Annotated in this window: 22 protein-coding genes and 1 tRNA gene; 13 read left to right on the forward strand and 10 right to left on the reverse strand. The window is 70.0% G+C overall.

Going from position 1 to position 20,929, the window contains the following annotated elements; all coding sequences use genetic code 11:
- Positions 1-242 precede the first annotated feature (242 nt).
- On the forward strand, positions 243-809 hold the full coding sequence (locus tag P3T35_RS31235) for a hypothetical protein (RefSeq protein ID WP_143676877.1): 567 nt from the start codon (positions 243-245) through the stop codon (positions 807-809).
- 90 nt (positions 810-899) lie between these two features.
- Here the strand turns inward: P3T35_RS31235 and P3T35_RS31240 are convergent, their stop codons facing one another.
- Both P3T35_RS31240 and P3T35_RS31245 read right to left on the reverse strand, forming a co-directional pair.
- A complete protein-coding gene (locus P3T35_RS31240) occupies positions 900-1,127 on the reverse strand; it encodes a hypothetical protein (RefSeq protein ID WP_101381918.1) in 228 nt (75 codons plus the stop codon).
- 21 nt (positions 1,128-1,148) lie between these two features.
- On the reverse strand, positions 1,149-1,418 hold the full coding sequence (locus P3T35_RS31245) for a hypothetical protein (protein WP_280708697.1): 270 nt from the start codon (positions 1,416-1,418) through the stop codon (positions 1,149-1,151).
- A gap of 502 nt (positions 1,419-1,920) precedes the next feature.
- Between P3T35_RS31245 and P3T35_RS31250 the strand changes: the two genes are divergently transcribed.
- Together P3T35_RS31250 and P3T35_RS31255 are read left to right on the forward strand one after the other, a co-directional pair.
- Positions 1,921-2,499 (forward strand): hypothetical protein, encoded by a 579-nt coding sequence (locus tag P3T35_RS31250; RefSeq protein ID WP_143676878.1) that lies wholly within the window; start codon positions 1,921-1,923, stop codon positions 2,497-2,499.
- A gap of 102 nt (positions 2,500-2,601) precedes the next feature.
- Positions 2,602-4,104: a S8 family serine peptidase gene (locus tag P3T35_RS31255; RefSeq protein ID WP_101381920.1), complete on the forward strand. Its 1,503-nt coding sequence runs from the start codon at positions 2,602-2,604 to the stop codon at positions 4,102-4,104.
- Positions 4,105-4,485: 381 nt separating this feature from the next.
- Here the strand turns inward: P3T35_RS31255 and P3T35_RS31260 are convergent, their stop codons facing one another.
- Entirely contained in the window at positions 4,486-4,737 is a 252-nt protein-coding gene (locus tag P3T35_RS31260; protein ID WP_180356560.1) for a winged helix-turn-helix domain-containing protein, read from the reverse strand.
- A gap of 145 nt (positions 4,738-4,882) precedes the next feature.
- Here P3T35_RS31260 and P3T35_RS31265 point away from each other — a divergent pair, with 145 nt between their 5' ends.
- Both P3T35_RS31265 and P3T35_RS31270 read left to right on the forward strand, forming a co-directional pair.
- On the forward strand, positions 4,883-5,071 hold the full coding sequence (locus tag P3T35_RS31265; protein WP_143676879.1) for a hypothetical protein: 189 nt from the start codon (positions 4,883-4,885) through the stop codon (positions 5,069-5,071).
- Positions 5,071-5,412, forward strand: coding sequence for a hypothetical protein (locus P3T35_RS31270; protein WP_101381922.1), 342 nt, complete (start codon positions 5,071-5,073; stop codon positions 5,410-5,412). The genes P3T35_RS31265 and P3T35_RS31270 overlap by 1 nt, the downstream gene beginning before the upstream one ends.
- A 213-nt stretch (positions 5,413-5,625) precedes the next feature.
- On the opposite strand, the gene P3T35_RS31275 is transcribed toward P3T35_RS31270, so the two are convergent.
- On the reverse strand, positions 5,626-6,228 hold the full coding sequence (locus P3T35_RS31275; protein WP_143676880.1) for a hypothetical protein: 603 nt from the start codon (positions 6,226-6,228) through the stop codon (positions 5,626-5,628).
- Between the two features lie 17 nt (positions 6,229-6,245).
- Positions 6,246-7,964 carry an alpha/beta hydrolase gene (locus P3T35_RS31280; protein WP_101381924.1) on the reverse strand — a complete coding sequence of 573 codons (1,719 nt, stop codon included), beginning with the start codon at positions 7,962-7,964 and terminating at the stop codon, positions 6,246-6,248.
- A gap of 765 nt (positions 7,965-8,729) precedes the next feature.
- Between P3T35_RS31280 and P3T35_RS31285 the strand changes: the two genes are divergently transcribed.
- Entirely contained in the window at positions 8,730-9,206 is a 477-nt protein-coding gene (locus P3T35_RS31285; protein WP_143676881.1) for a DUF6083 domain-containing protein, read from the forward strand.
- A gap of 226 nt (positions 9,207-9,432) precedes the next feature.
- On the opposite strand, the gene P3T35_RS31290 is transcribed toward P3T35_RS31285, so the two are convergent.
- The 3 genes from P3T35_RS31290 to P3T35_RS31300 form a co-directional block, all read right to left on the reverse strand.
- A complete protein-coding gene (locus P3T35_RS31290; RefSeq protein WP_143676882.1) occupies positions 9,433-9,900 on the reverse strand; it encodes a hypothetical protein in 468 nt (155 codons plus the stop codon).
- Positions 9,901-10,001: 101 nt separating this feature from the next.
- Positions 10,002-11,651 carry an alpha/beta hydrolase gene (locus P3T35_RS31295; protein ID WP_101381928.1) on the reverse strand — a complete coding sequence of 550 codons (1,650 nt, stop codon included), beginning with the start codon at positions 11,649-11,651 and terminating at the stop codon, positions 10,002-10,004.
- Positions 11,651-12,037: a type VII secretion target gene (locus tag P3T35_RS31300; RefSeq protein ID WP_107503360.1), complete on the reverse strand. Its 387-nt coding sequence runs from the start codon at positions 12,035-12,037 to the stop codon at positions 11,651-11,653. Before P3T35_RS31300 ends, P3T35_RS31295 begins: the two co-directional genes overlap by 1 nt.
- Positions 12,038-12,223: 186 nt before the next feature.
- Between P3T35_RS31300 and P3T35_RS31305 the strand changes: the two genes are divergently transcribed.
- The 7 genes from P3T35_RS31305 to P3T35_RS31335 all read left to right on the forward strand — a co-directional run bounded on the left by P3T35_RS31305 (position 12,224) and on the right by P3T35_RS31335 (position 19,559).
- On the forward strand, positions 12,224-13,675 hold the full coding sequence (locus P3T35_RS31305) for an MFS transporter (protein WP_101381930.1): 1,452 nt from the start codon (positions 12,224-12,226) through the stop codon (positions 13,673-13,675).
- A gap of 391 nt (positions 13,676-14,066) precedes the next feature.
- Positions 14,067-14,142 (forward strand) — tRNA-Thr (locus P3T35_RS31310).
- Between the two features lie 183 nt (positions 14,143-14,325).
- A complete protein-coding gene (locus tag P3T35_RS31315) occupies positions 14,326-14,994 on the forward strand; it encodes a response regulator transcription factor (protein WP_101381931.1) in 669 nt (222 codons plus the stop codon).
- A gap of 233 nt (positions 14,995-15,227) precedes the next feature.
- A complete protein-coding gene (gene galT / locus P3T35_RS31320) occupies positions 15,228-16,385 on the forward strand; it encodes a galactose-1-phosphate uridylyltransferase (protein ID WP_180356561.1) in 1,158 nt (385 codons plus the stop codon).
- A complete protein-coding gene (gene galE / locus P3T35_RS31325) occupies positions 16,382-17,356 on the forward strand; it encodes a UDP-glucose 4-epimerase GalE (protein WP_101381933.1) in 975 nt (324 codons plus the stop codon). The genes galT and galE overlap by 4 nt, the downstream gene beginning before the upstream one ends.
- A 22-nt stretch (positions 17,357-17,378) precedes the next feature.
- Complete coding sequence (gene galK / locus P3T35_RS31330) at positions 17,379-18,512, forward strand: galactokinase (RefSeq protein WP_101381934.1); 1,134 nt, start codon at positions 17,379-17,381, stop codon at positions 18,510-18,512.
- A 120-nt stretch (positions 18,513-18,632) separates the two neighbouring features.
- Positions 18,633-19,559 (forward strand): response regulator transcription factor, encoded by a 927-nt coding sequence (locus P3T35_RS31335; RefSeq protein ID WP_101381935.1) that lies wholly within the window; start codon positions 18,633-18,635, stop codon positions 19,557-19,559.
- A 61-nt stretch (positions 19,560-19,620) separates the two neighbouring features.
- Here the strand turns inward: P3T35_RS31335 and P3T35_RS31340 are convergent, their stop codons facing one another.
- Positions 19,621-20,118 (reverse strand): MarR family transcriptional regulator, encoded by a 498-nt coding sequence (locus P3T35_RS31340; protein ID WP_101381936.1) that lies wholly within the window; start codon positions 20,116-20,118, stop codon positions 19,621-19,623.
- A gap of 87 nt (positions 20,119-20,205) precedes the next feature.
- Positions 20,206-20,904: a TetR/AcrR family transcriptional regulator gene (locus tag P3T35_RS31345; protein WP_101381937.1), complete on the reverse strand. Its 699-nt coding sequence runs from the start codon at positions 20,902-20,904 to the stop codon at positions 20,206-20,208.
- Between the last annotated feature and the right edge of the window lie 25 nt (positions 20,905-20,929).

Genomic DNA, 20,929 nt, shown 5'->3' on the forward strand with positions numbered 1-20,929 from the left:
GCCGCGATTCCTCGGAGGCCTGCCCCCGGGCCGTTGGTGGATCGTGACAACTCCGTACCGATAACGCCCGTGCGCCCCAATGGGTCTGCCGGACTGACATCGCCCCTCGCTAAGATGTGAAACAGCCGCTACAGCCTGTTCGTAAACGGGTGAGGCCGGCTCGATACGGGACTTCGAAGCTTGACGACGTGGTGCAGCACGGCGGCCGTGAGCCGGTCCGTGCACGGGGGAGGTGCAGTTCAGTGAACGCAGTGCCCGGTGAGTGGGCGGCTCTGGGGGCGAAGAACGCTTACCTGGACACAGCGCGCCAGCTGGAGGCGAGCGGTGTCTCGGCCGCGGACCTCAAGGTCGAGGTGGAGACGCTCAGCGAGTTCAAGAAGAAGGTCGACGCGATGCTCCAGTCGCTCGACGAGTCGGACGCGGCCGAGCCGAAGATCAGTCAGCAGAGCCTCGACCAGGGGCACGTGGGCACCGGCTTTCCGGATGCGACCAACCTGCTGCAGGCGTATAACGTGGTTCACCAGAACCTGCAGACGCTCTCGACGACGCTGTCCGACCAGATCCAGGCGATGAGCATCGCGCTCAACATCAACATGGTCGGCTACACGAACGTCGAAGACTCGCAGCGGCAGGCGCTCTGGAAGATCTACAACCAGACGGACGAGCAGTACAACTCCGGTGTCAGCCCGACGGGGATCGTGAAGCCGCTGGACCCGGACGCGCCGTCGACAGCGACCAGCACGGATTCGAGCCCTGCGACGCCGGCATCTTCCACTAACTCGACGCAGCCTACGACGGTGCTCTCGTGATGTGGATGGCTGGTCGTGAGCCCGGTACGGGGCAGCAGAGTGACACGGGGAGTATGTGATGCCTAATCCGCAGACTGATGATCTGTACAGCTACTTCCACAGCATGACGCATGAGCAGCTGGTAGCTATGGTGAGTAGTGCCCAGCCCAGCACGCTGTCGACGCGCAGCGGGAAGCTCTCCAGCGCGGCCGGCACGCTCAATGACATCGCCGGGCAGCTCTCGTACAACTCCCAGCACTTGGAGTGGCAGGGCAGCGCCGCCGACAGTTTCCGGGCCTGGGTCACGCAGGTCTCGACCGCTACCGAGCAGCTGAGCACCTATGCGAGCACCACCTCCGATCAGCTCTCGGCGGCTGGTACCGCTCTCGGCACCGCAAAGGCCATGCCGCCCGTGCCGGTGACCGAGACCAACACCATGAACCGGTACAAGGCGCAGAACTCCCAGTTCATCAGCGAGCAAGCGGACCAGGCGAAAGCCACGGCTGACCCCAACTGGGTCACCCGGCTCCAGGCAGGCCAGGCCCAGGACGCCCTCAACAAGGCGCACGACGACGCCGTGAGCCACATGGTTAGCCTGTCCCAGGCGTACCAGGCGTCGACGTCGGCCATCCAGCAGCAGACGCCGCCGCTGTTTCCGCCGAGCCCGAAGTCGGTGATGGGGCCGCCGCCCCAGAGCGTCTCCGATGGCGGCGACCAGTACTTCGGTGGTTCGGGTGGTTCGGGCGGCTCGTCAAGCCATGGTGGCGGCCGTCGCACGGGCACGGTGCCACCGCCTACGCGCACGGCACCGGTTAGCCCGACGCCGCCCCCGCCCGTACTGCAGCCGACTCCCCGCCCGGGGCCCCCGGCCCCGCACCCCGGACCGGGACCGGGGCCCACCCCGATCCCGCAGCCCCCGAGTAACCCGACTCCGCCTACGACCCCGACTCCGCCCACAGCCCCGACCCCGCCGCCCGGCACGGGCCTCGACAGTGCCCCGCCGCCCGCGCCGCCGCTGCCTGTCACCAACGGGCCGACCAGCACGCTGCCGGGTGGCCCGGGTAACCCCGGTCCGAATGGCACCGGTCCGGGCGGTCTTCCCGGCGGGTACCCGGGGGGATTCCCTGGGCCGATGGGTGGCAGCAGCCTCGGGAACCCGTCTGGTGGGAGTTCCTACGGGAATCCCTACGGCAAGTTGCCTGGCGGCGGCCGCCTCGGCGGCAGCCCGCCTCCCTTCGAGGAGGGCATCAGCGGCGGCGCCAGCCGTCCTGGCGCGGCGTCAGGCCGTGGCCAGATCGGTACCAACGCGATCGGTGCCCAGGAAGGGGAAGCCGGAGCAGCCGGCGGCCGGGCAGGTGGCGGCTACATGCCGGGCGGCGGCGGTGGCGGTATCGGCGCCGGTGGCCGTGGCATCGGTGGTGGCGCCGGCCGTGGCCGGGGTCTCGTGTCGACGCCCGGCGGCGAGGTCGGCGGCCGCCGTGGTCCCACGGCCGAGGGTGAGTTCACGCCCGGCGGCTCCGGGCTCGGCAAGGCCAGCAGCGAAGCCCGTGGCGCAGCAACCGAGGGCGAGGGTGGCTTCATGCCTGGTGGCGGCGCCGCCGGTGCGAGGAAGCGCAAGAAGGACCGCGGCCACCGCGCGGACTACCTCGTCGAGGACGAGGAGAGCTGGACCGGTGGAACCCCGGACAGCAATCCGGACGTGATTGAGTAGGACCGGATCTCCTGCCCGGTCACTGGGCCAGCCCCAGTGACCGGGCAGCTCTTTGTTCGGTCCGGCCGGTGACCCGGCAGAGATGGTGATGAGGAGAGCGTGATGCGGCGAACCGGCGCGAGGATGCGAGGGCTGAGTACAGCGGCCCTGCTGGCGCTGAGCCTGTCCCTGACCGGTGCCTTCGCCCCGGCAGCCCAGGCACTCGACAATCCCCGTCAGGGCGAGTGGTATCTGGATGTGCTGCACCTGCCCGATGTGTGGCAGACGGCCAATGGCAGCGGGGTTACCGTGGCGGTGATCGACACCGGGGTCAAGGCTGATCATCCGGACCTGGTGGGCCAGTTGCTCCCGGGGAAGGATCTAAGCGGCCTGCCAGGAGGGGTAGACGTTGACCCTGTCGGACACGGCACTGGCATGGCTAGCATCATCGCTGGATCAGGTAAGGGCTTCAACGGGAATGGCGTGATGGGGCTGGCCCCGGGAGCTCGCATTCTGCCGATCAAGATCAACGCCAACAGTGACGCCACAGCGGATATCGGTCGGCCAGCATCTCTCAAGCAGATCGCCCAGGGAATCACGTTTGCCGTTGATCAGGGTGCCAAGGTGATTAGCATCTCCCAGGCAATCCGGAGTGATGACATTGCGCCCAGCGACGTTGCAAATCTGCAAAGTGCCGTCAACTATGCGATCAGCCACGGCCGGTTGGTAGTGGCGGGTGCCGGAAACAGCGGGCAACAGGGCAACCCCATTATGTACCCGGCGGATTCCGCAGGCGTCGCCGCCATTGCCGCTGTCGACCATCAAGGTGCCAGCACGGCTGAGTCAGAGCAAGGCAAGTACGTTGCGCTAGCCGACCCAGGCGTCGATGTGATCAACGCATGCACTGGGCCAACTGGCTACTGCAATACCCACGGAACGTCGGACTCGACCGCCATGGTCTCCGGAATGGCTGCCATCCTGTTCTCGCAGCACCCCGACTGGACCGGCAATCAGGTTCTCCGAGTCCTGATCAACACGGCCAACAAGCCCAGCGACGGATCGACGCACAGCGACAACGTCGGCTTCGGTAGTGCCAGTGTCAGCAAGGCGATCAAGTACACCGGTGACCCGGGCCCGGCCGATGTCAACCCGCTGGTCCAGGCCGGCATCAGCGTCACGCCTCCGCCTAGCGCTTTCCTGCCCGGCACCGCCTCGTCCGGCTCGCCATCAGCAGCCGCGTCCGCGCAGCCAAGTGGCCCAGCCAGCGACGCCGCTCCCGTTGGCAACTCACCGGCCCCGACCACCTCGTCCGCCAAGTCCGCTGCGTCTTCGTCGTCCTCGGGTTCCTCCAACCTCCCCCTGATCATCGGTGGCGCGGTTGTTATTGTCCTGATCGTTGGGGGCGTCATCTTCATGGCCCGTCGCAAGCACTCCGCCGTCCCACTGGACGACACGCAACCCCCGTCCTACCCGATGCCCACGCAGCAGTCACTGTCCGGCCAGGGCACCCCGCCCCCGCCGCCCGGTTACACTCCGGGCACTCCGCCGCCTCCGGCCCAGAGCCCCTCGCCATACCAGACCCCACCCCCGCCGGCCGCCAACCCGTATCGCGATCCACAGAGCTGAGCCCAGCATGAACGCCCTGCCAGGCACCAACGTCTGCCAGGGCGTTCGTGCATCTCACCGGCCATGATTCGAGCAGATTGAACTGATCTGTGGCGCAGCTGCCTGGCTGGTCTCGCCCAGAGGCGCGACTGCGCAGCACCACGTCGTGGATTCGTCTTCTGCGCTGCAACCGGCGCGGTCCGCCCGGCGGACAGGCCGATGAGTTCCAGGATGCGATGAACCAAGGCTGTGCGAACGCCACCGCTGGGAGCCCAAACTCTGTGACTGGCATCCGGAGAAGAGACATGGCGGCTGGAGGTAGCCACCGCCAAGTAGGCAAAGGTGTACGAGCATGGGGCCGGGCAGCGCGCTGCCCGGCCCCAATCTGCATTCGAGCGCAGGCTACTCGGCGTGGATAAAGGTGCCCTTGATGGGGACCGTGATGACCAGGCCCTGATCACGAAGATCGCGGATGGCTCGCCGGATCGTGTTGACGGCTACCCCGTACTGCTCCGCGAGGTCCCGTTCTGCAGGAAGTCGAGCACCTGCGGGCAGGCGCCCCGCGTGGATCTCATTGGCGATGTGTTGCGCAACCTGGAGGTACACGTAGACGTGGCTCGTCAGGTCGGGTCTCCAGTCACGATCGTCAGCCATATCTGAACGCTAAGGCGTGCTGTAGCGGCTTACCACATGCGGGTGCGTCTGGATGCAACCCTATGCTTCCTATTGCGTCCTGATGCTTCCTAGTTCATGGTGGAGGCTAAGAGACCCCGGCGAGGTGGATCAGACCTCCCGGGGCATGGCCAACGCTGACAAGGAGCGTCGATATGGACGACCTTCCCGTCCCCTCCACGGCACTGCCGGATGGCTTCGCCTGACCTACGAGCGCCTGCGGCAGGCGCGGTGGCGGCTCGCATTGGTGCTCGCGACCGACTTCGGGAGCGATCTCGATTGCCAGCTGATCGGCGCGAGGAAGGTGGCTGCCTGATGTGCCGTGCAGCCGACTACGCCTCCGCCGTGCCCCGCCTGCTGCCGTGGCCGACCCCGGAGGGCAACCCCTGCTACCTCGTGTCGGGCGCCGCTGGTGGCGTGATCTCGCGCCTGGCCGACGACGTGGAGGCCGTGCAGCTGGAAGCGGGTGCAGAGGTGCTCGGTCATGCTCGCAGCGTGCTAGGGGATCTCGCGCCGCCGCCCAGCGAGGTGCGGTTCGCTGCCGTCCGGCTCGCTGAATGCCTGAGTGACGCGCTGAGGGTCGCGGAGTCCCGCGGTCTGCGCCTGCCCCTACCAGTGGCCGACGACATCGAGGCCCCACCGGCGGCCGTCGAATGACGCGCACTCGACCCTGAAACGGCGAGGAAAGGGTGCCGCTCCGACTCACGTCCCCGGAGCCAATTCTCTCCGCCGACCGTAGCTGACCTGACGGATTGTCAGCCGCGCGGTCTGTCCGACAATCCAGCGCTAGCTCCGCCACGAGCGGGCTCCCGGTGCCGCTTCACCGGTTGAGGCGGTGAAGCGGCACCGGATGCTGGGCATCCGGATCCCTCAGGACCCCGACGATGGCGTTGGCGCCGGCTGATCGCTCGACCAGAACGGGTCGTCGTACTTCGGGATGATGTCCGGGTTGCCGTTGGCCATGGTCGGCGCTGGGCTGGGCGGCGTTCCGAACGCGTCATAGGTACTGAGATTGGGGAGCGGGCTGACCACGGCCTCGAAAGTGATGTTGTCTGCCGCGCCGACGGTAACGCCGATGCCCATGGCGTCCGGTGTGTCAGCGAATATCTCGGACTGGGCGGGATGGAATGACGTGATGTTGTATCCCTTGGCCTTCCAACTGCGGTCCAGTAGCCCCAGGAGAGCATCGATCTTGGTCTTGGAGACCTTGGTCATGATGTACCGGTCCTGCGAGGCAGCCGCGTAGCTACCGTCCTGCCCGGAAATCCACGGCCAGTCGTCCCAGTACCGCAGTGGCGGTCCGATGTCGGACATCGAGTCGTCAAGCACGGCCTTGAGCTTCTGCCGGGCTTGGTCGGGAGTCATCTTCTGCGAGCGGTGGGATGCCTGGGAACCCCCGGTGCCGGAGGAGGAGCAGGAGCCGATGCCCAGGGACAGCGCGAGCACGGTGGCTGCGATGCCGAGGGACCGCATGGTTCGGTTCATCCGCCTCATCTGCCAGGTACTCGGGTCACTTTGTTGTATTGACCGGCCACAATGCGACCGATGTTCGCGATCGAGTCCTGGGAGTCCTGCTGCCTCTGGTTGGGGTCTGGTGGCGTATCCATGTAATGGAAGTGCGAGCTGCTGACATCGCCATCCGCCACCTGGAACCGCTGAGCGCCGAACTGTGCGCTCGCCGGATCGGTTCCGAAGTACAACTGGTTGGGGTCCACTTGGTTGTAGACCCAGTCGGCACCGCCGGGACCCAATACGGGTGACAGGGCGGCGTCGCCGGCCACCCTGGATGCCGAGGGCACCTTGCTGATCGGGTCGGTCCCCGCAGCGCCGACCCAGACATGGCCGGGGTCGATGTTGAGCTGCGAGGCCTTGTCCGCTCCGACACCGGGGCTGCCGACCAGAACGATGTCGCCTGCCCCGGTACCGCCTGGCCGCAGCCCAGCCCAGCCGATCACGGTAGTGCCGTAGCTGTGGCCGATCGCCGTGACATGAGCGGGAGCGCCCTGGTGAGTGGCACGAAGACCGCCGAGGAACTGGTCATAGGAAACCGCGCCTGAGCTCGCTTGGTCGGGGTACATCGCATTGAGCGCTGCGGGTTGGATGTCGCCAGGTGGGGGGTCGTAGCCGAGCCAGACGATGGAAGCGGTTGAGCTGGTCGGATCCGCATCTTTTGCGGCCTTCCATATGTTGAACGCGTGGGTGCCGTCCTTGCCCGCTACGTCGGAGATTTGGCCTCCGAGGCCAGGGACGAGGGCGCTGACGTTCTGTGCGGTATCCGGGTTTCCATAGGAGAGGATGGCGCGGCCCTGCCCCTCGTCGCCGATACCGAGCAGCAGCAGCGGCGGCACTTGGCCGGGTTGAGCCAACTTCTCCTTGATCTTGTTAAAGCCATCGAGCTTGTTCTGGTCCGCGGCAGACTTGTTCGGCTTGTTCTGGTACTCGTTGATCAGGTTGGTCAGGTTGATCTGGTTCGCCTGATCACGGGCGGGAGAGGGTATTCCGTCGCGGTTGCCGATCAGGTCCGGGTGGGCTTTGATCAGGCGCTGCTGCTCGTCTGGTGTGAGTCCGTTCCACCAGTCGCGAACCTGCGCAGGAGTGGTGCCCTTCGGCGGGAATCCCGCTGTCAGTAGGTCCGTTCCCGCTTGAGTGACCGTACCCAAGTCCTTCTGGGCCTGGGCGGTGTCGAGGCCGGAGCCGGTGCGTGCCCGCTGAGCCAGGTCGTCGAGCAGCTTGGCGATGCGTGCGTCAGCATCGCTCGCCTCGGTGACCGCGTCGCTGATCCGGGTCGCGATGTCCTTGCCCTTTTGTGGAGCGTCGTACTTCGGGTCGTTCCGCTCGGCTGCGGCTGGCGGAGGCCAGGAGACAGACCCGTCGCCTGCCACGGTGAAGCCCTCGCTCTGCGCTTCTTGCAGGGCTTCCTGGAGCTTGGACTGGGCCAGCCGGAAGCTGTCGGCTGCCTCGCGCAACAGGGATCCCATCGCCGACATCTCGGTGTGTGCCGCGTCGAGTCGATTGGTGGTGTTCTGCAACGAGGAGTTGGCGGCGCCGGCTGCTGTGCCGATCCACCGGTTGTCGAAGATGTGCTTGACCACCTGAGTGTTCAGCTGGTCGACGTGGCCCTGGAATGCTGCAGCGAGCTTGTCGTAGGCAGTGGCGACCTCGTCCAACGGGCCGAGGTCGGCTTCACGCAGTTCAGCGACACTGACCATCACTTACCGGCCCAGGGGAAGGAGTTCGCCGCGTTGGTGTCTGTATCGCGGTACGAGGCAGCAGTCTTGGTCAACTTGTCCCCAACGCCGTCGACTTCGGTGCCCAACGCACGAAGGCAGTCTTCCCAGGCGGATGTGCAACTGCTCAGCGAACCAGCGGTCTGCCAGCCGAGTAAGCCTCCGACGGCATCGTCGGACGGCTTCTGGATGGTCGTCAACTCAGCCGGGATCGCCCCGCCAGTGTCGTGGGCGACCTTCGCTGCTGCGTCCAGGTCACTCGGGTCTACTGCGAAGGCCGTCCCGCCTCCACCGACACTCGCACTAACCATGTTCCCCCCTGGAGGTCCGCGACTCTAGCCGACTGGTTACTCAGGGCCCCACATGCTGACGGTTCAGTACTGGCGTCTGAGTAGCGAGTATCCAACGTATCGTCACATGTGGGCGCTGTCAGTGAGTATCCGTACTCAGATTGCATCCGCCTTGATCGACTGAGGAGCAGGTGCTGTATCGACTGGATCGATCCAACAGCGTGTCGTTGGTGTTCGATCCGTCGTTATGCCATCAGGGCGGGCTGTCGTCGGTGGAGTCCGGCGCCCGCTGCTGAGGGCGGTGTTGATGGCCAGGCAGGCGCAGTGCGAGAGGTGCGGGGGTGAGGCGGTGGGCCGCTGGTGTGCGGGCTGCGCTGAGCTGACGGGATGCCAGTGGTGCGGGCGGGGCGGGGGTAGTTGGCACTGGGGGGCTCGGGCGGTGCTGTGTGGGTACTGTGTGCTGCTCGCGCCGGCGGCGGAGTGCGGTGGCCGGGAGCCGGTGCTGATCGGCGAGGTGATCCGGGCCGTGGGCAGCTATCTGACCGAGCGCGGGCAGGCGATGGCCGAGGCGGCAGCCGCGGACCGCAGGCCGACGGGCCGCTGCCGCTACTGCCAGCGTGAGGCGGCTTGGCACCCGACGGTTCGCGGGCGCTGGATCCTGCTCGACCTGGATGATCATCCCGCGCACTGTGTTCCCAACGGCCGTCGCTGGCAAGTGGATCCGCGTGGCACCGTCGCGACCGTGACCCCGTCCGCCGTCATCCGGATGTGCCGGATCGCCCACTGGGACGTCTGCCCGGGCCTGCCCGCACCGAGGGACGTGTACCTGGAGTCGGTGCGGCACCGGCTGATCACCGGTCAGAGCCGGAACAGGCCGCCGATGGACGGAAGGATCTTCCGGACGTCCGCGTCGCCGTGTTCGGACTCGAAGTAGGAGACCGCGGAGAGCACCAGCAGCCGGTCGATCCGCGGATCGTGTACTCGCACGTCGTAGCGTGAGTTGACGCCGGGGCGGCGGGTCAGCTCGAACCCCTCCGAGATGCTGCTTCGGTAGCGGAGACTGTGCGCCAGGACCACATTGGTCAGGTCGTGCTCGGGTGGCCATCATCGCGCAGGGGCAGCGGAGTTGCCGAGGGGGAAGCGGGCGGAGTCGGCGGGGATCAGTGCGACCAGAAGGGGTCGTCGACGCTGGGGAGGATGTCTGGGTTGCCGTTCGGGAGGGTGGGCTGCGGTGGTTCGGGACCGAATGGGCTCGTGGTCGCTCGGACGGGATTCACCACTGCTCCGATGGTGATGTTCCCTGGATAGCCGACTCGCAGATTGAGTGCGGAACCATCGCTTGCCCTGGCGAAGACGGCGGGCATGACGGGGTCGGCATTGACGCTTTCGATGACGTAGCCAAGGGATTTCCAGCGGCGCTCGACAAGGCCCAGCAGGGCTCCGTATTTCGCTGTGGACACCTTGGTCATGACATAGCGCTCGAGAGCGACGTTGGCTGTGCCGGCGGGTTGGTCGTTCTCGGTGACCCTGGGCCAGCCCTCCCGGTAGGTCACCACCGGTTTGATCGCCTCGAAGGTGCCGTCGAGGAGGGTGTGCAGTCTGTCTCTGGCCTGGTCAGGGCTCATCATCGCAGGTGCCTTGGAGGTAGGGGGAGTTGAGGGGACAGTCGATCGGCAGGCGACCAGGAGGCCAAGCGCGGCCAGAGCGGTGGAGACGCGCTGCCAGTGGGTCACCGCAGCGCCTGAGCCTTTGTGTTCTCGGGGTGTCCGGCGACGATCTGTCCGATGTTGTAGAGCGAATTTCCGCCGCTCGGATCCATGTAGTTGGAGTGAGAAGCAAAGCTGTCGGCAGGACCGTCCGCCACATCGAATCGCTGTGCGCCGAAATCCGCGCTGGCGGGGTCGGTGCCGAACCAGCGCTCATTGAAATGGCCCTGCAGATCTTCGACCGGACTGGGTGCGTAGGACACGGGATCGTTGTCTGCGGCTCCCACCCAGACGTGACCCGAGGCAACTCCCAGCTGCGAAGCGTGTTTTGCGCCGGTTCCCGGACTGCCGACCAGGATCATTTCGTCAGCCCCCGTGCCCTGGGGATTCTGCCCGGCCAGCCCGACGGTGAGTGAGCCGTAGCTGTGGCCGAGGGCGGTCAGATGGGCGGGCTGTCCTTGGTGGCCGGCACGCAGACCGGAGAGGAACCGGTCATAGCTGTCGGCACCCGCCTGGGCGCGATCCTTCTCCATGACGCTGAGGGTCTCCGGGTCGAACTTGTCGAGGCCGGGCGGCGGGTCGTAGCCCAGCCACACGATGGAGGCGGTGCTTCGAGCCGGATCGGCAGTGTGAGCGGCGCTCCAGACGTTGTAGGCCCGGTCCCCGTCCTTCCCGCCCACGTGCCTCAGTTCCGTCCCCAGCCCAGGCACGTACGCGGAGACGTTGGCCGCGGTGTCGGGATTGCCGAAGGACAGGATGCCGCGGCCCTGGCCCTGGTCCGAGACACCGAGCAGGAACAGCGGCGGCTGGGTGCTGCGGTCGCGGTCCAGGCGGTCCTGGATGGCGCGGAAGCCGGCGAGCTTGGCCTGGTCTTCGGCACCGAGGTGGGTGCGGTTGCCGTAGTCGGCGAGGTAGTTGCGCAGGAGGAGGCGGTTGGCCTGGTCGCGGGCGGTGGCGGGGAGGCCGTCGCGGTTGCCGATGAGGTCGGGGCGGGTGGCGATCAGGTGCTGCTGGGTGGCGGCGGGGAGGGTGCGCCACCAGGCGGCGACCTCGGCGGCGTTGGCGGTGGCGGGCGGGAAGGCGGCGGCGAGCAGGTCGGGTGCGGTGATGACGGGGGAGAGTGGATCGGGGCCGTAGCCGCGGTTGGTGAGGGCGGAGCCGTCCTGGGCGGAGCGGGTGAAGCCCTGCAACTGCTCGGCGAGCGCGCGGTCGGCGGCGTCCGCGTCGTGCAGGGCGGAGCTGATGCGCTGGGTGAGGTCGGAGCTCCGCTTCTGGGGGATGAGGGAGTCGGGGTCGTGGCGGTCGGCGGGGTTCGCGGCGGGGGCGCTGACGCGGCCGTCGGGGGTGATGGTGAGGCCGGCGGCGCGGGCCTCGTCGAGGGCTTCCAGCAGGCGGGCCTGGGCGAGTTGGAGCGCGTCGGCGCCGGAGTGCAGGACGGCGCCGATGCGCTCCAACTCGGCGTGGGCGGCGGCGAGGTGGTCCTCGGTCTGCTGGAGGCTGGCGCGGCAGCCGTCGGCGGCGCTGCCCTGCCAGCCGGAGTTCCGGGTGCGGTCGAGGACGGCGGAGCGCCACTCCTCGGCGCTGGTGCGCAGGGCGGCGCCGAGTTGGGCGTAGGCCTCGGTGCCGTCGGGGAGGGCGCGGGGGTCGGCGTCGCGGAGGGCGGTGAGGTCCATCAGGGGCCGACCGGGGTCGTGTACGGGGGCGCCTCCCGGCCGAATGCCGGGGGAGGGCCGAGGGCGTGCGGGTGGACTGCGGGGGCGAGGAAGGCGTCGGTGGCGGAGAGCTCGCCGGCCCGGTAGCGCTGCGCGGTGCTGTCGAGTTTGCGGCCCTGGTCGGCCAGTTCGGCGTTCAGCCGACCGAGCAGGGCGTGCCAGGCGTTGCCGCAGGAACGCAGGGCGGCGGCGGTGCGCCAGCCACTGAGGCCGTCGGCGCTGCGGTCGGTGGCGGCGGCGAGCAGGCGGCCCTGGTCCGGCAGCCGGGCGGCGGTGCCGTCGGCCGCGGTGGCTGCGGCCGAGAGCTCGTCGGGGTGCACTTGAAAGCCACTGCCTGGCAGGACCATTGGACCCTCCTCTCGGGTAACTGATCAGGCACGCACGGTAGTCAAGGATAGGCACAGCGGACCGCGCGTATGCAAATGAAGCGCCCCTGGAACCGCGCACCACCCCGGGGCGGGCACGAACCGTTCGCGCCCCCGTCACCCGCTTGGCGGCTGCGGGTGGCCGGTCCGTCCCGGCATCGTCGAAGCATGGCGATTGACACGGCGTCAGGAGTGCGCGGCCCGGGCCTCGGTGGGACCGAGGGGCTGGGGCGGGTGGCCGCTGCCGCCTTCGTGGGGACGGCGATCGAGTACTACGACTTCTTCCTGTACGGGATGGCCGCGGCCCTGGTCTTCGGGCGGGAGTACTTCCCGGCGCTCGGACCGGTCAATGCGCTGCTCGCCGCCTTCTCGGTCTACGCGGTGGCGTTCGTGGCCCGGCCGGTCGGCGCCGTGGTGTTCGGGCACTTCGGGGATCGGCTGGGGCGCAAGGCCGTTCTGGTGGTGTCGCTGCTGCTGATGGGGTTGTCGACGACGGCGGTCGGCCTGCTGCCGGGGTACGGGCGGTGGGGAGTCTGGGCGCCGCTGGCGCTGGTGGTGCTGAGGTTCTGTCAGGGGCTGGGGCTCGGCGGTGAGTGGGGCGGGGCGGCCCTGCTGGTCGCGGAGTACGCGCCGCCGGGCCGGCGCGGGCGGTATTCGGGGTATCTGCAGCTCGGTCCCTGCGCCGGCTCGACGCTGGCCACCGCGGTCTTCCTGGTCGTGTCGCTCAGCCTGCCGGCCAGGGAGTTCGCGAGCTGGGGGTGGCGGCTGCCGTTCCTCGGGTCGCTGCTGCTGGTGGGGGTGGGGCTGTTCGTCCGGCTGCGGATCGCCGAGACCCCGGTCTTCGCCGCGGCCGAGCAAGCTGCCGCAGCCGAGCGGGCCGCCACGGCCGCCGGAGAGTTCGGGGCCGACGGAGAGTTCGGGGCATCGGGCGGCGGCGGGCGGGCGCTGCCGATCCGGGCGGTGCTCCGTGAGCACTGGCGCACCGTGCTGCTGGGCAGTGGCGCGCTCTGCTTCGGCTATGCGCTCTACTACCTGGGCAGCACCTATGCCCTCGCCTATGTCACCGGTCAACTGGGCGTGCCGCAGACGGTGATGCTGGCTCTGCAGCTGCTGGCCGCACCGGCGGGCGCGTTGGCGGTCTGGTACAGCGCGGGGGCGTCGGATCGCTGGGGGCGCCGACGAACCGTGCTCCTCGGGACGGTGCTGGCCTCCGGCTGGTCGCTGCTGCTCTTCCCGGCGCTGGAGACGCTGCGGCCCGAGCTGATGCTGCTGGCACTGGCCGGTACGGGCCTGTTGCAGGGGGTGCTGCTGGGGCCGGTGGCGGCGTATCTGCCCGAGCTCTTTCCGACCAGGGTCCGCTACACGGGGGCGGCGCTCACCTACAACCTCGGTGGCGTGGTCGGCGGTGGGACGGCGCCGCTGCTGGCCACCAGGATGACGGCGGCCTACGGGACGGCGGCGCCGGTGGGCTGGTATCTGGCAGGGCTCGGCGTGGTGGCGGTGCTCTGCCTGCTCGCCCTGCCGGACCGGAGCGGGTGCGACCTGACGGTGGAGCACGGGTTGGGCGACGGCGGCCCGGCCGGTCGGGCCGCCGTGGCGAGCGGGGGTGCAGCGGTGTGACAGCACTGCGGGTCAAAACGCGAGGTGGGTGTGATGGTGTGAGGGCACTGCGGGTGGAAGTGCGAGGCGGGTGTGACGGTGTGACGGCACTGCGGGCCGGGGCGCGAGGTGGGCGCGGCGATGTGACGATGGTGCGGGCCGGGACGAGGCGCGTGCCACCCCCGGTGCGGTGCCGGCAGCGTGGGGATCGACAAGCGCGGCGGCTGCCACCCCCCGGCACGACACCGTCGCCCGCCCCCGCGCATCACCGCTGGTCCGCGCCCTGCGTCCGCCGCTGGCGCGCCCCGGTGCGCCGGGCGCCCGGCTGGGGCGAGGGCGTGCGCCCGGCGGAGGGCGCCGATTTCCCAATCCCCCCGATGACCATGTAATGTCTTCCTCGTTCGACCGGTTCGCCCCTATAGCTCAGTCGGTAGAGCGTCTCCATGGTAAGGAGAAGGTCTGCGGTTCGATTCCGCATGGGGGCTCCATCGGGAAAGGTCCCCGCCAATCTGGCGGGGACCTTTTCGTTATTCTCCTGGCACGGTTCGAACTCGCCGATCTCTAGCGGCACGAGTCCGTTTGCGCTGTGATGGTGCGTCAGCAGTGCTGTGGCGTACGGCCGGTACGCGTGATGCGGGGAGCTCTCCGCGGAGGGTACGGGGGAGGGCCCCTTGGGCGTACGGCTCGTCGTGGTCGACGATCACCGACTGCTGGCCGAGGCACTGGCGGCAGCGCTGCAGGTGCGCGGGCACCGGGTGCTGGCGGTCGGCAGTCCGGCGTCGGCCGGACCGGAGCTGGTGGCGCAGCGCCGCCCGGAGGTCTGCCTGCTCGGGGTGGCGCGACCCGGCGACCCCGGGGCGTTCGGCTCGGTGCGGCGAATGCGGCAGGAGCGGCCCGAGGTGGCCGTGGTGGTGCTCGGCCCGGTGGACGACCTGCGGGGAGTGGCCAACGCGTTCGCAGCCGGCGCGGCCGGCTACGTCCGCAGCGATGAGCGGATCGAGGTGGTGGACCGTTCGATCACCCGCGCGCGGGCCGGCGAGGCGGCCGTGGCCGTCGAGGTGCTGCAGGCGGCGTTCGAGCGGCTGCTGCATCCGGTGCGGGAGCCGGACGACGAGGCGCTGCGGCTGCTCGGTTCGCTGACCCGCCGTGAGATCCAGGTGCTGGCCAGGATCGCCGAGGGGCAGGACACCCAGGAGATCGCGCTCGGGATGGGCATCGCGCCCAGCACCGCGCGCACCCATGTCCAGCGGGTGCTGATGAAGCTGGGCGCGCGCACCCGACTTGAGGCGGCCGCGGTGGCCGACCGGACCGGCCTGCTCGCCCGGCTCGCTCGCGAGTAGCCGCACACCGCAACCAAGACAGCCCAAGCCACCCGAGCCGCCCGGCGCGGGTGCGGTTTCGCCATGCCCCGCGGTCCGCCAGGCCCCGCCGCGCCCGTGCTCCCCGCCGCACCACAGCCGCCCCGCGCCAGGGTCCGCCCCACGCCGGAGTCTTCTGTTGACTACTGATCACTATTGTTTGATTATGTGTGGCGATGCAGGTCGACGACTGGCAAGACCGAGGGCGGCAGACTGTGCGGAAGACCACGACCAAGCTGGCGGACGGCCGTGAGCTGATCTACTTCGACCGGGACGAAACCGCGTTCCGGGACGAGCCGGACCGGCGCCCACTGGAGCCGGTCGCCAACCTCTCCGAGGTGCGCCGCGACCCGGTGACCGGCGACTGGATCACCGTGGCCGCGCACCGCCAGGGCCGGATCTACCACCCGCCGACCGACCAGTGCCCGCTCTGCCCCAGCACCGCCGACCACCTCAGCGAGGTCCCGGCCGCCGACTACGACGTGGTGGTCTTCGAGAACCGCTTCCCGTCCCTGGCCGCCGACGCGGCCCCCGCCATCGACATCGCCCCCGAGACGGCCCCCGACACGGTCCCCGACGCCGTCCCCACCGCAGCGCACCCCGCCGCAACGGCCCCCGCCGCCCCCCTGCGCCAGGCCCGCCCGGGCGTCGGCCGCTGCGAGGTGGTCTGCTTCACCGCCGACCACGACGCCTCCTTCGCCGACCTCGACGAGTCCAAGGCCCGCCTGGTGCTGGACGTCTGGACCGACCGCACCGCCGCACTGAGCCGGCTGCCCGGCGTCGATCAGGTCTTCTGCTTCGAGAACCGCGGCGCCGAGATCGGCGTGACCCTGGCCCACCCGCACGGCCAGATCTACGCCTTCCCGTTCACCACCCCGCGCACCGCCAAGATGATCGCCGCCGCCGCCGACCACCGCGCCGGCACCGGCCGCAACCTCTTCGAGGACCTGCTGGCCGCCGAGCGGGCCGATCCCGTGCGGGTGGTCCTGAGCGGCGAGCACTGGACGGCCTTCGTGCCGTTCGCCGCCCGCTGGCCGTACGAGGTGCACCTCTACCCGCACCGCCGGGTAGCCGACCTGACCGAGCTGTCCGAGCCGGAGCGGGCCGAGTTCCCCGGGCTCTACCTCCAGCTGCTGCGCCGCTTCGACCAGCTGTTCGGCGAGGGGCTGCCGCCCACCCCGTACATCGCGGCCTGGCACCAGGCACCCCGCCGGGGCGGTGCCGAGCTGGCACTGCATCTGGAGCTGTTCACGATCCGTCGTACGGTAGGCAAGCTGAAGTACCTGGCCGGAGTCGAATCCGGCATGGACGCGTTTGTCAACGATGTGTCGCCAGAGGCGGCGGCACAGCGCCTGCGGGAGGTCGCACAATGAGCAAGTACCTGGTCACCGGCGGTGCCGGCTACGTCGGCAGCGTGGTCGCGGCCCACCTGCTGGAGGCGGGGCACCAGGTGGTTGTGCTGGACGACCTCTCCACCGGGTTCCTGGAGGGCGTGCCGGCCGGCGCCGAGTTCGTCCGCGGCCGGATCCAGGAGGCCGACCAGGTGCTGGACGGCTCCTTCGACGCGGTGCTGCACTTCGCCGCCTCCTCGCAGGTCGGCGAGTCGGTCGCGGACCCCGAGAAGTACTGGCGCAACAACGTGGCCGGCTCGCTGGAGCTGATCAGCGCGATGCGCAAGGCCGGCGTGCGCAAGCTGGTCTTCTCGTCCACCGCCGCCACCTACGGCGAGCCCGAGTCCAGCCCGATCGCCGAGACCGCCCGCACCTCGCCGACCAACGCGTACGGCGCCACCAAGCTGGCGGTGGACCACCTGATCACCAGCGAGGCGATCGCCCACGGCCTGGCCGCGGTCAGCCTGCGCTACTTCAACGTGGCCGGTGCCTACGGCGCCCACGGCGAGCGGCACGACCCCGAGTCGCACCTGATCCCGCTGGTGTTCCAGGCCGCACTGGGCCGGCGCCCGCACATCTCGGTGTTTGGCGACGACTACCCGACCCCGGACGGCACCTGCATCCGCGACTACATCCACGTCGCCGACCTGGCCGAGGCCCACCTGCTGGCGCTGGACGCGGCCAAGCCGGGCGAGCACCTGATCTGCAACCTGGGCAACGGCAGCGGCTTCTCGGTCCGCGAGGTGATCGAGTCGGTCAAGCGGGTCACCGGCCGGGAGATCCCGGTGGTCACCGCCGAGCGCCGCCCGGGCGACCCGGCGGTGCTGGTGGCCTCCGCCGAGCGGGCCCGGCAGGCGCTGGGCTGGGTCCCCAAGCGCCCCGAGCTGGACGCCATCGTGGCCGACGCCTGGGCCTTCACCCTCGACAAGTTCGACAAGAGCACCAACAACTGACGCGACGGCGGGAGAGCGTGACGTGAGGGACGAGTTCGAGCGGATCTTCGGTGCCACACCAGCCGGGGTGTGGGCGGCACCGGGCCGGGTCAATCTGATCGGCGAGCACACCGACTACAACGACGGGTTCGTGCTGCCGATCGCTCTCCCGCAGTCGGTCAAGGTAGCCGCCGCGCCGCGCGCCGACGGCCGCCTGCGGCTGTACAGCGCACAGGGCGACGGCCGGGTCACCGACCTGACGGTGGCCGAGCTGGAGCCCGGCGCGCTAGCCAGCTGGGCCGGCTACCCGGCGGGCGTGGTCTGGGCGCTGCGCGAGGCCGGGCACCACGTGGGTGGCGCCGACCTGTACTTCGACAGCGACGTGCCGACCGGTGCGGGCCTGTCGTCCTCCTCGGCGCTGGAGTGCGCCACCGCGGTGGCCTACCGCGACCTCTACCGGCTCGAGTTGCCCGCCCCGAAGCTGGCCGTGACGGCGCAGCGCGCGGAGAACCGGTTCATGGGAGTGCCGTGCGGCGTCATGGACCAGATGGCCGCCGCCTGCTGCACCGAGGGGGCCGCCCTCTTCCTGGACACCCGGGACCTGAGCCAGCGCCAGATCCCGTTCCGGCCGGCGGACCGGGGACTGGTCCTGCTGGTGATCGACAGCCGGGTCAAGCACGACATCGGCGACGGTGCCTATGCCAAGCTCCGCTCCGCCTGTGAGCGGGCCGCCGAACTGCTGGAACTGCCCGCGCTGCGCGACCTGGCCACCGAGGCACTGCCGGCCGCACTGGCCCAGCTGCCTGACGAGCTGGTTCCGCTGGTGCGCCATGTGGTCACCGAGGACGCGCGGGTCGCGCAGGCGGTCGAGGTGCTCGACCGGGGCGACTACGAGGCTCTGGGGCCGATCCTGACGGCCGGCCACGCTTCGTTGCGCGACGACTTCCAGGTCACCTGTCCGGAGACCGACCTGGCGGTGGCCGAGGCGCTCGCCGCCGGTGCACTGGGTGCCCGGCAGACCGGCGGCGGTTTCGGCGGCTCGGTGATCGCGCTGGTCGCGCGGGAGTCGGCGGGCGCTGTCGGCCAGGCGGTCACGGCGGCCTGTCGGGCGGCCGGCTACCTCGAACCGTCGATCTCCACCGCGACAACCGCCGAGGGCGCCCGCCGGCTCGCCTGAACCGCGAAGTGCCCCAATCCCCGACCGAACTTCACCATTGCGCCACCTGACGGCCGCTCAACCCGTACGCTGAGTGGGGATATCGGTGCGCGCCGTGGCTGGAGCAGGGGGGACACCGAGATGGGGCGGATCCGCGTCCTGGTGGTCGACGACCACCGGATCTTCGCCGAGGCGCTGGCCACCGCGCTGTCCGCCGAGCCTGAGATCGAGGTCGGCGCGGTCGGCAGTGCCGCGGCGGCCGAGCACGCCTTGGAGCGGGCGGCCGCCGAGGGGCGCCCGTTCGACATCTTGCTGGTCGACGCCGACCTGGGCAGCAGCCCGGCGGCGCTCGGCCCGCCGCCCGGCACCGGCCTGGGGGCCGCGTCCGGCCGTCCCGGGGCAGCGGGGAGCCCCGGCGCGCCGCAGCGGCGCCCGGTGAGCGGTGTGGTGCCCGCACCGCGCCGGGCCGGCAGCACCCTCGCCCCGCAGCGGCTCGCCGCACCCCCGGCGGCGCCCGCCAACCCGCCCGTGCGGCGGCCGGTGCCGCAGTCGGCCCCGCCGGTCCCGTCCGGCCGCCGCCCGGCCGACGGCATCACCCTGCTGGCCCGCTGCTGCCACGGCTACCCGGGGCTGCACGCCGTGGTGCTGGCCGCCGAGGAGGATCCGCACCGGGCCGTCCGGGCGCTCTACGCGGGCGCGGCCGGCTGGGTGGCCAAGGAGAGTTCGCTGACCCGGCTGCTGACCGTGCTGCGCGGGGTGCTGCGCGGTGAGACCCACCTGCCGCCGGCGCTGCTGACCGGCGTGGTCCGGGAGCTGACCACGGCCCGCCGGGACCGCACCGAGAGCGAGCGGCTGGTCGAGTCGCTGACTCCCCGGGAGAAGCAGGTGCTGCGCTGCATGGTGGCGGGCCTGGGGCGGCAGGCGGTGGCCGAGCGGCTCTATCTCTCCCCGCACACCGTGCGCACCCACATGCAGAACGTGCTGGGCAAGCTGGGCGTGCACTCGACGCTGGCGGCGGTGGCGCTGGCCCGGCGGGCCGGGGTGGGCCCGGCGGAGGCGGTGGGCTAGGCCGCCCCATGACTCCCCGTCGGAACTCCCTGACGGCCGGTGGGAGCGGGCTGAGGCCCGGTCAGCCCGGGATGTTGTCGAACGGCGCGACCAGCTGCCGCAGCAGCCCCGCCAGCTCGGACTGCTGACCGCCGGTGAGCTCGGCCAGCAGCTCGCGCTCGTGCGCCAGCAGCCCGGCCAGCGCCTCGTCGGCCTTCAGCTGCCCGGAGGCGGTCAGTCGGACCAGCACTCCGCGCCGGTCGTCCGGGTCGGGCAGGCGCTGCACCAGGCCCTTGCCGGCCAGCCGGTCGATCCGGTTGGTCATGGTGCCCGAGGTGACCAGCGTCTGGGTGAGCAGCTGGCCGGGGGAGAGCTGGTACGGGTGGCCGGCCCGGCGCAGTGCCGTCAGCACGTCGAACTCCCAGGGCTCGAGGCCGTGCTCGGCGAAGGCAGCCCGGCGGGCCCGGTCCAGGTGTCTGGCGAGCCGGCTGACCCGGCTGAGCACCTGCAGTGGTTGCACGTCGAGGTCGGGGCGCTCGCGGCGCCATGCTGCGACCAGGCGATCGACCTCGTCCTCCATGTGGATCAGTGTATCGGGGGTTCTGTCGATATGAAGCCTCTTGACATCAAGAGAGCCAAATCGTGAACTCCCGACGACCGGGACGACTCAGCCCTGCCGCTCGCCTACCAGCTTGGGGTGCCGCTCCATGCCCTCCAGGCCGTGCCAGGCGAGGTTGACCAGGTGCGCCGCCACCTCGGACTTCTGCGGCTTGCGCACTTCCAGCCACCACTGCCCGGTCAGCGCCACCATGCCGACCAGCATCTGCGAGTACATCGGGGCCAGCTTGGGGTCGAAGCCGCGGGCCTTGAACTCCAGCCCGAGGATGTCCTCGACCTGGGTGGCGATGTCGCTGATCAGCGAGGCGAAGCTGCCGGTGGACTGGGCGACCGGGGAGTCCCGGACCAGGATCTTGAAGCCGTCGGTGGAGGTGTCGATGTAGTCCATCAGGGCGAACGCGGCCTGCTCCAGCAGCTCCCGGGAGTGCCCGCCGGTGAGCGCACCGGTCACCATGTCGAGCAGCAGCTGCATCTCGCGGTCCACCACCACCGCGTAGAGGCCCTCCTTGCCGCCGAAGTGCTCGTAGACCACCGGCTTGGACACGCCGGCCCGTTCGGCGATCTCCTCCACCGAGGTGCCGTCGTAGCCGCGCTCGGCGAAGACGGAGCGCCCGATCTCCAGCAGCTGCTCCCGGCGCTGCTTGCCGGTCATCCGGACCCGGCCGCCGCGGGCCCGGGGGCCGGTGGCGGCCGCCCGATGGCCGTCGGCGCTGCCTGCTGGACTGGTCTCTGGGTTGCTCCCGTTCACCCCTCCATCATGCTGTAGCCGAGAG

The sequence above is a fragment of the Kitasatospora sp. GP30 genome (assembly GCF_029892145.1).
Classification (GTDB): Bacteria; Actinomycetota; Actinomycetes; order Streptomycetales; family Streptomycetaceae; genus Kitasatospora; species Kitasatospora acidiphila.